7 protein-coding genes are annotated in these 12991 nt (G+C 72.8%); 5 read left to right on the top strand and 2 right to left on the bottom strand.

Features of this window, described 5'->3' with window-relative positions:
- Complete coding sequence (locus DN771_RS04360) at nucleotides 1-1224, top strand: thiolase family protein (RefSeq protein ID WP_116996087.1); 1224 nt, start codon at nucleotides 1-3, stop codon at nucleotides 1222-1224.
- A gap of 201 nt (nucleotides 1225-1425) precedes the next feature.
- Here the strand turns inward: DN771_RS04360 and DN771_RS04355 are convergent, their stop codons facing one another.
- Both DN771_RS04355 and DN771_RS04350 read right to left on the bottom strand, forming a co-directional pair.
- The gene (locus DN771_RS04355; RefSeq protein ID WP_116996086.1) at nucleotides 1426-3261 is read right to left on the bottom strand and encodes a cation:proton antiporter domain-containing protein; all 1836 of its coding nucleotides are present in this window, start codon (nucleotides 3259-3261) and stop codon (nucleotides 1426-1428) included.
- Between the two features lie 145 nt (nucleotides 3262-3406).
- Entirely contained in the window at nucleotides 3407-5200 is a 1794-nt protein-coding gene (locus tag DN771_RS04350; protein ID WP_162941514.1) for an ABC-F family ATP-binding cassette domain-containing protein, read from the bottom strand.
- A 325-nt stretch (nucleotides 5201-5525) separates the two neighbouring features.
- Between DN771_RS04350 and DN771_RS04345 the strand changes: the two genes are divergently transcribed.
- The 4 genes from DN771_RS04345 to DN771_RS04330 all read left to right on the top strand — a co-directional run bounded on the left by DN771_RS04345 (nucleotide 5526) and on the right by DN771_RS04330 (nucleotide 12954).
- On the top strand, nucleotides 5526-7427 hold the full coding sequence (locus DN771_RS04345; RefSeq protein WP_162941513.1) for a hypothetical protein: 1902 nt from the start codon (nucleotides 5526-5528) through the stop codon (nucleotides 7425-7427).
- A 94-nt stretch (nucleotides 7428-7521) separates the two neighbouring features.
- The gene (locus tag DN771_RS04340; RefSeq protein ID WP_116996083.1) at nucleotides 7522-8724 is read left to right on the top strand and encodes an MFS transporter; all 1203 of its coding nucleotides are present in this window, start codon (nucleotides 7522-7524) and stop codon (nucleotides 8722-8724) included.
- Nucleotides 8725-8777: 53 nt separating this feature from the next.
- Nucleotides 8778-10025, top strand: coding sequence for a metallophosphoesterase family protein (locus DN771_RS04335; RefSeq protein WP_116996082.1), 1248 nt, complete (start codon nucleotides 8778-8780; stop codon nucleotides 10023-10025).
- Nucleotides 10026-10035: 10 nt separating this feature from the next.
- A complete protein-coding gene (locus DN771_RS04330; RefSeq protein ID WP_162941511.1) occupies nucleotides 10036-12954 on the top strand; it encodes an AAA family ATPase in 2919 nt (972 codons plus the stop codon).
- The last annotated feature ends 37 nt before the right edge of the window (nucleotides 12955-12991 follow it).

Below are 12991 nucleotides of genomic sequence, written 5' to 3'. Positions count from 1 at the left end.
ATGGCTGGCAACGCAGACGACATCTGGATCCTCGGCATCACGATGACGAAGTTCGGCAAGCACGCCGATCGTGACGTCGTCGACCTCGCCAGCGAGGCCGTGCAGGGCGCCCTGGCCGACGCCGGCGTCACGATGGCCGACATCGGCATCATCGGCGCGGGAAGCCTGATGAACGCGTCGGCCGGTGTCGGCCAGCAGGTGCAGAAGCAGGTCGGCCAGACCGGCATCCCCGTGTACAACGTGGCCAACGCCTGCGCCACCGGCGCCACCGCGCTGCGTACGGCGATCATGGGCGTGAAGTCCGGCGAGGCCGAGTTCGGTCTGGCGTTCGGCGTCGAGAAGCTGGCCGGCGCAGGCCTCCTCGGTGGCGGCGGCCAGGCGAAGAAGGACAGCAACACGTGGGAGCCCAAGGGCCGCTTCGGCGCCGTCGCCCCGGTGGACGGGCGGATCGGCACCGACACGATGCCCGGCGTCTTCGCCCAGATCGGCATGGAGTACGCCCGCCGCTACGACTCTCCATCATCGCGTGCCGACTTCGACCTGTTCGCCCGCATCAGCGAGAAGAACCACGCCCACTCCACGCTGAACCCGCTGGCCGCCTACTCGAAGCGCTTCACGCTCGACGAGATCAAGAACGACGTCATGATCGCCTACCCGAACACCCGGCCGATGTGCTCGGCGAACTGCGACGGCGCGGCCGCCGCGGTGGTGACGTCGGGCGAGCGGCTCAAGTCTCTGTCCAAGGAGCAGCAGAAGCGGGCGATCAAGGTGTCGGCGTCGATCCTCACCAGCGATCCCTACGACCTCGGCTGCCAGGTGCTGCCCAACGTCAACACGCTCACCCGCAACGCCGCCAAGCAGGCCTACGAGCTCGCAGGCGTCGGCCCGGAGGACCTCGACCTCGTCGAGCTGCACGACTGCTTCGCCACGGCCGAGCTGGTGCACTACGACAACCTCGGCCTCTGCGAGCCCGGCGGCGCCGCCGAGTTCTTCAACTCCGGCGCCACGTGGCGCGACGGCACGACGCCGGTCAACGTGTCGGGCGGCCTGCAGTCGAAGGGTCATCCGATCGCCGCCACCGGCATCGCCAACATCTGGGAGGTGTGCCATCACCTCCGCGGCGAGGCCGGCGACCGCCAGATCGAAGGCGCCAAGGTCGGCCTGGCCCACGTCATCGGCCTCGGCTCCGCCTGCGGCGTCCACATCCTGGAAGCCGCCGCATAGTTTCGTCCTCGCTCCGCATCGCTCGCTGCGCTCGCTCCGCTGCGGCGAGTTTGCTTTGAGCTCGCTGCGCTCGCACGAAGAATCGAAAGAGGCGGCGGCGCAGCAAGCTGCGCTGATCGCCGCATCGGAGGGGGAATCCCCCTCCGAGCCTCCCCCTTCGGCGTCCGCGCGTTGATCGTCTCGCGACCGGTTCGGCGCGAGCTATCCCAGCGTGTTGTCGAGGTAGCACCAGCGCCAGGCTTCGCCGGGCTCGACGCTGCGCATCACCGGATGGCCGGTGCCGCGGAAGTGCCGGTCGGCGTGCCGCGCCGGCGACGAGTCGCAGCAGGCCACGTTGCCGCAGGTGAGACACATGCGCAGGTGCACGGTCACCGTGCCCTCGCGCACACAGGCCTCGCAGTGGTCCGACGACGGCGACGGCTCGGTGAGCGTCGCCGCGTCGCGGAGGTGGTCGCACGCTGACGCCCCGCCGACGGATTCGTTGACGAGATCGTCGTCACGGTCGGCGGAGTTCCATCGGTCGCCGGCGATGAGGATCGACTCCTCGACGTCGAAGATCGACAGCACCCGGCGCACGACCTCGTCGGGCGCGGTGCCTTCGCCGCGCTCGGCGAGCACGGCGCCCCGCTCGGCGTCGAGCATGACCCGACGCAGCCGGGCGAAGACGGCACTCGGCGTCTCGCCTCCGCCACCGAAGCGCTCCCACCGGGCGTCGGCCCGCTCGAAGCCGCGCCGACGGAGACGATCCACCACGGCCGGCGGCTCGTCACCGGTGAGCACGTCGTCGAGCGCCCGCACCCCCGCCGCGGCCGCCGTCTGCAGCAAACGCGCTTCGGCGAGGGCGTCGGCGGCCGGATCGGGGCCACGGACGCCCAGGCGCCGCACGAGCCACGGCAGGGTGGACCCCTGGACGAACAGCGTGCCGGCGGCCACCGTCCAGGCGATGAGGATGAGCACCTCGCGGTGCGGTGTCTCCGTGGGGATCACCAGCACGGCGGCGAGCGTGACCACGCCGCGCATGCCCGCCCACCCCACCAGCGTCGACACCCGCCACGACGTCGCCGGCGTCATCGCCCGCACCCAGATCAGACGGAGCACGATCACCGCGCCGAGGACGGCCAGCGCGGCGCCGGCGACACGGGCGCCCGACAGGGTGTTCTCGCCGAGATCGCGCACGATCGTGCGGGCCTCCAGGCCGACGAGGAAGAAGACCGTGTTCTCGAGGATGAACTGCACGGTCGACCAGTTGCCCCGCTCGACCATGCGCGACGTCGGCGACTGGATGCGTTCGGCCTTGTGCCCGAGGATCAAGCCGGTGATGACGACGGCGAGGACCCCCGAACCGTGCACCTCCTCGGCGGCGATGTAGACGGCAAACGGCGTGACCAGCGAGATGGTCGTGTCGGTGACGGCGTCGCCGATGTGGCCGCGCACCTTGGCCAGCACGATCGCCGCCACCAGCCCCACCGCCGCGCCACCGAGCACCGACTGGGCGAAGTCGCGGGTGACCTCGAACGCAGTGACGCTGCCGCCGATTGCCGCGACCGACGTGCGCAGGCACACGATGGCCGTGGCGTCGTTGACGAGGCTCTCCCCCTCGAGGATCGTCACCACGCGGCGGGGCATGCCCACCTTGCGGGCGACCGCCGTCGCCGCCACGGCGTCGGGCGGAGCGACGACCGCGCCGAGGGCGAGGGCGGCGGGAAACGGGATCGGCAACACCCACCACGCCACGAGGCCGGCGCCGAACATCGTGAACACGACGAGGCCGACCGACAGCAGGGCGATCGGGCGGACGTTGGCCCGCACGTCGAACAGCGAGGTGCGGATCGCCGTGGCGTAGAGCAGCGGCGGGAGGAACCCGATGAGCACGAGGTCGCTCGACACCCGGACCTCGTCGACGAACGGCAGCAGTGACGCCAGCACGCCGCCGGCGACGAGCACCAGCGGCGCCGTGCGCCCGCTGCGACGGGCCAGCGATGCCAGCGCAGCGACGACCACGACCACCGCGATCACGTCCCTGGCGGTCTCCTCCATGTGGATCGTGAGAGTAGGCGCTTCCTCGGGACCACGCCCGCGGACGAGTCAGGCGCTCACCGCGATGAGCCTGGACCGCACCATGCGCTGTTCCGACTCATCGCACCCGCCGGCGCCGACCGGCGCCGGGCGCTGCGGCCGCGGCTCAGGCGGACGCCGACTCGAGCGCCTCGGCGACGGTGAGCCAGCGTTCCTCGGCGGCAGCCAGCTCGGCCTCGACGGCCTCGTGTTCGGTGCCGAGACGCACGATCTCGTCGACGTCCGTGCCGGCGGCACCGAGCTCGTCGGCGAGCCGGTCGCGCCGCCGGGTGAGGGCGGCGATCTCCTTGTCCAGCTCGCGCAGTTGCCGCGACAGCACCGACCGGGACGCCGACGGGGCGGCGGCCGGCTTGGGTCCCGGCCGCGGGACCGACGGCTTGGGCGGTGCCGCGGCGGCCGCTCTGCGCCGCTCCAGCCAGCCGCCGAACCCGCCGGCGACGCGTCGACCCGGCGTGTGCTCGTCGATCACCAGCACGTCGGCGACGGTGCGCTCGAGAAAGGCCCGATCGTGGCTGACCACGACGACGGCGCCGGGCCAGTCCTCGAGCAGGTCCTCGAGGACGCGCAGGGTGTCGAGGTCGAGGTCGTTGGTGGGCTCGTCGAGGAGCAGCACGTTGGGCTTGGCCCGCAACGTGAGCACGAGTTGCAGGCGTCGGCGTTCACCGCCACTGAGCAGCCCGATGGGCGCGCGCTGGGCGTCGGCGTCGAACCAGAACCGTTCGAGGAAGCGGGCGTCCTCCCAGTCCGGCCGGCGATGCGGGCCGGCCACGGCCTGCTCGACGGTCATCGCCGGGTCGAGCTCGCGACCCCGCTGGTCGTAGACGCCCAGGGCGACCGTGACGCCCCTGGTGACCGAGCCTTCGGTCGGGGCCAGGCGCCCGGCGATCACGTCGAGCAGGGTCGACTTGCCGGCGCCGTTGAGCCCGATGATCCCGAGGCGCTCGCGCGGATCCAGCGACAGGTCGACGCCGCGGAACAGCCACGGCGCGTCGTCGCCCCAACGGTGTCCGACACCGGCGAGGTCGATCACCGTGTCGCCCAGCCGGGCCGTGCCGAACGCCAGGTCGAGGTCGCCGGCCCGGGCTGCGGCCTCGGGACGGGCGTTGACCAGCGCCGTCGCGGCCTCGATGCGGGCCTTGGGCTTGCTGGTCCGGGCGGGAGCACCCCGGCGCAGCCAGGCCAGCTCGGTGCGGGCGAGGTTGCGGCGAACGGACTCGGCCTGTTCGGCCTGGGCCTCACGCTCGGCCTTGTTCTCGAGGTACGTGGCGTAGCCGCTCTGGCCCGAACCCCCCGGGCCACTCGGCGGCGCGGTGTGGACGTAGGTCTTGCCGCGGTCGAGCTCGAGGATCCGATTGGTGACCCGATCGAGCACATGGCGATCGTGGGTGACGAGGATGACGGCGCCCCGGTGAGCAGCGAGGCGATCCTCGAGCCAGGCGATGGCGTCGATGTCGAGGTGGTTGGTGGGCTCGTCGAGGATGAACACGACCTCGTCGGAATCCTCGGGGGAACCGACCTCGACGAGGGCGCGGGCGAGGGCGACCCGCTTGGCCTCGCCGCCCGACAGGGTGTCGAGGCGGTCTCCCCCACGGCCGCCCAGGCCGACGCGATCGAGGATCGCCGCCGCCTCCCAGCTGGGACCGACGGCGTCGTCGACGGTCACACCGGGCAGCACGGCGTCCTGGTCGAGCACGACGACCCGGGCGCCCCGACCTCGCCGCACGACACCGGTCTCGAGGTCGCTCAGCCCGGCGAGCTGGCGGAGCAGCGTGGACTTGCCGCTGCCGTTGAGGCCGACGATGGCGAGGCGATCCCCGGTGGACACGGTGACCGAGCAGCCCGAGAACAGCGGCCGGCCGGGCCGCGCGGCCGACAGGTCGACGGCGTCGAGGAGGATCACCCCGGCAGGATACGGACGCGCCGGCGAAGCGAAGCGGAGCCGGCGCCCGGAGACAACGACGCGCCGGCGAAGCGAAGCGGAGCCGAAGCCAGAAGCAACGACGCGCCGGCGAAGCGAAGCGGAGCCGAAGCCAGAAGCAACGACGCGCCGGCGACCCGCGGAAGTGAACACCACCCGCACGGGCTGCGGGTGGTGAACACGACCCGCACCACCGCACGCGCCGCGGTGAACAACACCCGCACAGACTGCGGGTCGTGAACACAACCGGCGGGATCCGGGGATTCTCCCGGTGACGGGGATCGGGGACCGGCTCTACCGTCGCGGCATGGCGACCCCTCGCGACATCCCCACCGCCCCTCGCGACGTGATCGGCGACGACGGCGACCTCCGGCTGATGCGGGACGCGCTGCGCGCCGGCAAGCGGGCCACGCTGGCGTCCGACGGGAAGGTGTACGTGTCGGCCGAGGCCGGCTCGCCGATGACCGAGGAGCAGGAGGCATGGATCGAGTCCAAGCTGGGCCACGTCATCGAGCTGGCGCGCAGCGGCTACGGCGTTACCGTTCAGCCCGACGGCGAGATGTCGGCCCATCGGGCCGATCACCGCTCGATCGTCCTCTACGACCCCGACCCGAACCTCAGCGAGCAGCAACGCCTGCTCATCGAACGGGCGATCTCCGAAGGCGCTCAGGTCCGGATCCACAGTGACGGACGGGTCGAGTACACGCGATTCGACGACTCGACCCCGCCGACCGGCGAGGTGGCGGCCGAGATGCGGGCCGTGCTCGAGGCCGAGATCGACAGCGGTCGGCTCGTCGCCGCGCTCCAGGGCGGCCAGACCCTCGATCTCAGCCCGCGTGGCGACATCGGCTACATCACCACGGCGCCCGGGCCCGAGCCGGTGCTGTTCCCCGAGGACCGCAAGCTGCTCGACAGTGTGAACGCCACGCCGGAGGACTTCGAGGAGGAGGCGCTCGGTCTCGAGGTGGGGGCTGGGGCCGCCCGCATGTCCGCCCACGAGGACTTCCTCGCCGCCACCCGCGCCGCCACGGCGAAGGCGTCGGCCGCCGATCGTGATCGGGTCGCCGCCGAAGCGACGGCCACCCAGGCGAACCGCCAGGCCCAGGAGGCCGACACCCGCGCCAACGAGTTCCGGCACAAGGAACTGGAGGCGTGGAAGCAGGCCGACGCGGCGAAGGCAACAGGCGACACGGCGCTCGCCGCCGAGGCGACCGAGATGGCCCAGGGACTGGCCGTGCGAGCGACGGCCGCTCGCTTGGAAGCCGAGGACGCCAGGGCCGCGGCCGCGACGGCCACGGCGACGGCGACCCGGCTGGCCGGTGAGAAAGAGGCCTTCGACGCGGAGCGCACGGCGGCCCAGACGCGGGCCAAGGAGTACGAGGACATCCTCGACCAGCAGGAGCAGCAGGCGGCCGAGTACCGCACGGCGGCGGCCGAGCTTCGCGAGGCCAAGCGGCTCGAGGCCGAGTTGCCTGACCTCGAGGCCCGCAGCGTGCCGGGCGTGGAGCGGGTTCGCCAGGCGGCGGCCGAACACCGGCGGCTCGCCCAGGAGGCGGCCGAGCGCGGCAACGCCTACGACGCCCCCACCCCGCCCGTCACACCGATCGCCGTCGGCCCCGACGACAACCCGTTCGGCGGTGACTCGGCGACTGCGGCGTCGCCGCCCGCGGAGGGGCACGTCAGCTCGCTCGTCGATCCGTCGTTCGATCCCGACGGCTCCTCCGACGGCGACGGTCCCGACGACGTCACCGACGCGTCTCGCGACCCGGCGGAGATGTCGAACGAACTCGCCGGCGGGTCGAGCGACCTCGGTGGCGTGCTGGCCGACCCCTCCAGTGACGTCGTCGTTCTGTCGGACGACCTCACCGACACGGCCGGCGACTTCGCCGACACGGCCGGCGACTTCGCCGACACGGCGAGCGACCTCGCGGACACGTCCCACGACGTCACCGCCGACACCCCGAGCGACTTCACCGCCGACACGTCGGGCGACTTCGCCGACACGAGCAACGACTTCGCCGCCGACGCCCCGAGCGACCTTGCCGATACGACCGACGACTTCGCCACCGACGCCCCGAGCGACTTCAGCGACACGACCGACGACTTCGCCGACACATCGGGCGACTTCGCCGACACGACGGCGGATGTGGCCGACATCGGAGCCTCCGACGATGGCGGGTTCGACGCGTCATCGGGCGACGTCGGCTGAGCCGAGCGTCGACGTCGGGCACTGACGGGCCGATACTCCAGCGGGCGGATTCCGACCGCCGGAACCGGGCACCACCACCGGTACGGTCGGAAGCGTGCAGTCCCGTGCGCGCCGCCTCACCATCATGCTGGGTCTCGTCGGGGGCCTGTTGGCTGCCGGCTACGGCGCCCTGTTCGCCATGCTCGACGACATTCGCGACGAGTACGGCATCAGCGAGTCGGCCCTCGGCGGCGTCATCGGCATCGGGTTCATCGCCGGGTTCGTGGCCCAGACCACCATCGCCCCCCTCGCCGACCGGGGCCACGCCCGGCGCCTCGTCGTGATGGGCCTGGTCATTAACGTCGTGTCGCTCGTGGCGATGGCCGCAGCCACCACCATCGTGCCGCTCCTGCTCGGTCGCTTCGTGATGGGAATCGGTGTCGGCATGGCCGTGCCGGCGCTGCGCCGCATCGTCATCCTCGCCGATCCCGACGACATCGGGCGCAACCTCGGCCGCCTCCTCTCCGCCGACGTCGCCGGGTTCGCGGCGGGCCCGGCGATCGCCGCGGTGCTCGTCGGACCACTCGGCATCCCGGCACCGTTCCTCGTCACCGCCGCCGCCTCGGCGATCGCCGTGCCGTTCATCGCCCGCATCGACGTGTCCGAGACGGTCGAGCCGCCGACGCAGCGACTGGCGTTCGACCTGTTGCGCATCCGTCCGTTCGCCGGGGCGGTCGCCCTCGGCTGTGCCGTGTTCTTGATGATCGGCACCTTCGACGCGCTGTGGTCGGTCGCCCTCGATGACCTCGGTACGGCGGAGTGGATCGCCAATCTCGGCATCAGCCTGTTCGCCCTGCCGCTGGTGATCTTCGGGTCCACGGGCGGTCGGCTCGCCCAGCGTGTCGGGCCCTTCCGTGTGGCCACGGTGGGCCTGCTGCTCGGGTCGGGCTTCATGCTCATGTACGGCCTCGTGCCGACCGGCGTCGCGATGTTCGCCATCGCCATGGTGCACTCGGTGTCCGACGGCCTCACCGTGTCGAGCACGGGTGTCGCCGTGGGCCTGGTCGTGCCGGTCGAGCGCCAGGCGGGTGCACAGGGTGTGCTGGGCGGCATGCAGGTACTGGTCGCGGGTGTCACCGCGGTGATCGCCGGGATCACCTACGACCATGCCGGCCGCACCGTCGCCTACACGGTGTGCGCCATCTTGATGTTCACGCTGGTCGGCGTCGGCGTCTGGCTGGCGCGGGACCAATTCGGCGTGCGCGGCGACCCCGAGGCGAACGCGGCCGCACCTCCCGCCGTCGCCGCTGCCGACTGACCTCGCATCCGCGAACTCTGTGACACCCTCTCTTTAGGGTTGGGGCCGTGAGGATGTTGCACACCAGCGACTGGCATCTGGGCCGCAGTTTCGGCCAGGTGTCGTTGGCGGCCGATCAGGCCGCGTTCGTCGACTGGCTCGTCGATGTCGTCGGCCAGGAATCCATCGATCTCGTCGTCGTCGCCGGCGACCTCTACGACCGCGCCATCCCGCCCACCGAGTCGGTCAACCTGTTGCGCCACGCCCTCACCGGCATCGTCGGCGCCGGCGCCAAGGTGGTCGCCATCGCCGGCAATCACGACAGCCCCGACCGCGTGGCCGCCGCCGACGGCCTCACCGACGCCGCCGGTGTCATCATCCGCGGCGGCTTCGCCCGCGCCGGCGAGACCGTCACGCTGGAGTTCTCCGACGGTCCGCTCGACGTCGTCGCCGTGCCCTACCTCGACCCCGTGATGGCCCCGAACCAACCGGTCCACCGCCGTCGGGCGCCCGACCTCCCGCTACTGCCCGACCACGATGCCCCGGCCCAGCTGGCCTTCGACCTCGGGGTCTCGGCCGCCGCCACACGGGACGAACCGGACCCCGACGACGCCCCGAGGCGCCCCACCCACCAGACGGTGTTGAAGGCGGCCCTCCACCGCCGGGTCGGCGCGCCACGGTCGGTGGCCGTCGCCCACGCCTTCGTCGCCGGGGCCATCGAGTCCGACTCCGAGCGCGCGCTGGCCGTCGGCACCTCACCACGGGTCGCCACCACCACGTTCGACGGCTTCTCGTACGTCGCCCTCGGCCACCTGCACCGCCCGCAACTCGTCGGCGCCGATCCCACCCGCCGCTACTGCGGCTCCCCCCTGCCCTACTCGTTCTCCGAGACGCACGCCAAGCACGTCGTCATCGTCGACGTCGACCCCACCGGCCGGTGCACCACCACGGAGATCCCGGTGCCCGTCGGCCGGCCGGTCGTCACCCTCACGGGCACGATCGACGACCTGCTGATGTCCCCCCGCCACGCCCACGCCGAACACCACTTCGTCCGGGCGGTACTCACCGACCCCAGCCACGTCCTCGACGCCAAGGCCCGGCTCCTGCACCGCTATCGCTTCGTCACCGAGATCGTCCTGCAACCGCCCGCCGGTCCCGACACCGTCGCCGACCCCGCGCCGGCCGCGGCACGCTCGCGCCTGTCGCCGCTCGATGCGGCCACCTCGTTCTGGTCCGACGTCACCAATCGTCCGCCCACCCACGCCGAGCGCGAGATGCTGCACGAACTGCTCGACGCCGCCCTCGCCGAGGCCACTCCGTGAGCCGCGTGTCATGAGGCCCGTCGAGCTCGAGCTCCAGGCGTTCGGGTCCTACGCCGGCACCGAGGTGGTCGACTTCGCCCCGTTGGCCGAGCACGGCCTGTTCGTCGTGTGCGGCCCCACCGGCGCCGGCAAGTCGACGCTGTTCGACGCCATGACGTTCGCCCTCTTCGGCACCATCCCCGGCGAACGGCTCGAGCACGTCCGCTCCCACCACGCCGACCGTCACACCCGCACCACCGCTGCGCTCACCTTCGACACCGCGGCCGGACGCTTCCGCGTCGAGCGCACGGCCCGCCACGAGCGCCCCAAGCAGCGCGGCCGGGGCACCACCGTCGAGCAGCCCAAGGCCGCCCTCTACCGCGTCGTCGGCGACACGCTCGAACCCATCGCCAGCCGGCCCCAGGAGGTCAATGCCCGCTGCGAGCAACTCGTCGGGCTCACCGCCGCCCAGTTCCAGCGCGTCGTCCTGCTCCCCCAGGGCAAGTGGGCCGAGTTCCTCATGTCCGACACGGCCTCGCGGCGCACCCTGCTGCAGAACCTGTTCGGCACCCAGCTCTACGAGCGGGCCACGCTGCTGGCGCGTGACCGCGTCGCCGCCGCTCGCGAGACAGTCGACGCCACCCGAGGCGAGGTCGAGCGTCACCGGGCCAACGCCACCGCGGCGGTGGCCGAACTGCTCGGCGCGCTCCACGACGACGACGATGTTCCGGCCGTCGCCGGCGACCTGGCCGGACTGCGGCGGCAACTCGACGATCTCGCGCCGCACATCGACGATCGCCGCACGGCAGCCGTCGCCGCGGCGGCCGCCGCCGAGGCGGCACGCGACGTCCACACGGCGGCCATCGCCGTGGCCACCGACTGGGATCGCCGAGCGGAACTGCGTCGCCGCCTGGCCACGCTGCAGGCCGACGCCGCCACGATGCACGCCGACGCCGAGCGCGGCCGGTGCGGCGAACGGGCCGCGCCGGTTGTCGCCGCCCACCGCGCCAACGTCGCCGCCGACGCCTCACACCGCGACGCCACCGAGGCGCTCGAGCGGGCCCAGGCGGTGGCCGTCGACGCCATCGTCGCCGCGGGGATCGAGGCCGAGCCACTGGCCGGGGCGCCCACCCGGCTGGCCGATCTGCGTTCGGTGCTGGGCGACCAGCTCGCCGTCGTGAAGGCGGCGGCCGAGGCCGAGGCGGCCACGCACCGTCTCGCCGCGGTCGAAGCGGGGGCCGCCAACGCCCTCGAGCACGGCCGTCGCCTCGTCACCGACCTCGAGGCTCGCCGCGGCCCGCTCGAGACGGAACGGATCGAGCGCTTCGCCGTCGCCAGCGGGATCGATCGGTGCGCGGCCGAGGTGGCCGCGACCGCCGAGGTCCTCACGCTCAAGGCCGAGGTCGGTGAGTTCGCCTCGCACGCCGAGATCGCCCGCACGGCCGAGGCCGATGCCGACGCCACCCTCGACCGGCTCACGTCGCAGTTCCTCGCCGACGTCGCCCCCGAGCTCGCCGCCCGCCTGACCCCTGGCGACCCGTGTCCCGTCTGCGGCAGCCCCGAGCATCCGGCACCGGCATCCGCCCACCCGAGCACCGCGGTCACCCGTGACGACCTCGCCCGGGCCAAGCACCGGCGCGACGAGGCCACCCGTGCGCTGCACGACGTGCTCGCCCGCATCGACGACCACCTGCGGCGCCTCGGACCGCAGCGGGCCACCGACATCGAGGTGCTGCGCCAGCGCCACGAGGCGGCGCTCGCCGCACACCGCCTGGCCGCCGATGCCGAGGCCGCGGTGGTCCGCCTCGACCTCGCCCTGGCCCGAGTGGACAAGGAGCTCGCCGAGGCCACCGAGCGGTTGCCGGCCCTCACCGGCCGCCACGCCACTGCGGTGGCCGAGCACGCCGCCAAGCGCGAGGCGGCCGCCGAGCTACGAGCCCGCGCCGGCGAGGTCGCCGCGGTCGACATCGAGAATCGGCTCGACCTGGTACGACGTGCCGAACGGGCAGTGTCGCGGCTCGAGCCGCTCGCCCAGGCTGCTGCCAGCGCCCGTGGCGCCGCCGCGCAGGCCGCCACGCTCCTCGCCGACGCGGTGGCGGCGAGCGGCTTCGCCGACGCCTCCGAGGCCCTCGCCGTGGCGATGGCTGCCGACGAGCTGGCCCGCCTCACCGCCCGGATCGAGGCGTGGCGGGCGTCGGTGGCCGACGTCTCGTCCCGCCTGGCCGCCCTCGACGAGGTCGCCATCCCCGACGAGCGGCCCGACGTCGAGGTGCTGGCGAAGGCACGGGCCCAGTCCCGCGCCGCCGCCGAGGCGGCGGCCGGCCGGCTCCAGGTGCTCGACGTCCGCTTCTCCGACGCGTCGGTGGCGCTCACCAGCGCCGAGCGCCTCGAGGGCGCGTCGGCCGATGCCGTCGCCGCCTACGACACGGCGCGGGTGGTGTTCGAGACGCTCAACGGCAACAACCTCACGCGAGTCCAGCTCGAGACGTGGGTGCTCGCCGGCGAGCTCGACCGGGTGACGGCGGCCGCCAACGTGCACCTCGCCCGCATGACCCGGCACCGGTACTCGCTGCGGCGCGACGAGCCGAGTGGGGTCGGGGCCCGCCGCAGTGGGCTCGATCTGGTGGTGGACGACGCCGACACTGGCCGTCCCCGCCCGCCCAGCACGCTGTCGGGTGGTGAGCAGTTCCAGGCTGCGCTGGCCCTGGCGCTCGGACTCGCCGACGTCGTCAGTCAGAGCGGCGATGTCCACGAGGCGTTGTTCGTCGACGAGGGCTTCGGGTCACTCGACGCCGACGCCCTCGACGAGGCGGTCGACGCGCTGGTCGGGCTCCACGCCACCGGCCGCATGGTCGGCGTCATCACCCACGTGGAGACGATGAAACGCCAGCTCCCCGTGGGCATCGAGGTGCGCAAGCTGCCGAGCGGCGGCTCCACCCTCGTCCGCTGACCGCTGCTCACACGGTCCCGGCCGATATCGATCTGGA

Origin of the sequence: Desertimonas flava (genome assembly GCF_003426815.1) — a bacterium.
GTDB lineage: Bacteria > Actinomycetota > Acidimicrobiia > Acidimicrobiales > Ilumatobacteraceae > Desertimonas > Desertimonas flava.
The sequence above is the reverse complement of the archived record's forward strand: the minus strand, read 5'-3'. Positions and strand labels throughout refer to the sequence as shown.

Coding starts and splice junctions, on each gene's coding strand:
- DN771_RS04360 (WP_116996087.1), top strand. CDS start 1: ATGGCTGGCAACGCAGACGACATCTGGATCCTCGGCATCACGATGACG.
- DN771_RS04355 (WP_116996086.1), bottom strand. CDS start 3,261: ATGGAGGAGACCGCCAGGGACGTGATCGCGGTGGTCGTGGTCGTCGCT.
- DN771_RS04345 (WP_162941513.1), top strand. CDS start 5,526: ATGGCGACCCCTCGCGACATCCCCACCGCCCCTCGCGACGTGATCGGC.
- DN771_RS04335 (WP_116996082.1), top strand. CDS start 8,778: ATGTTGCACACCAGCGACTGGCATCTGGGCCGCAGTTTCGGCCAGGTG.
- DN771_RS04330 (WP_162941511.1), top strand. CDS start 10,036: ATGAGGCCCGTCGAGCTCGAGCTCCAGGCGTTCGGGTCCTACGCCGGC.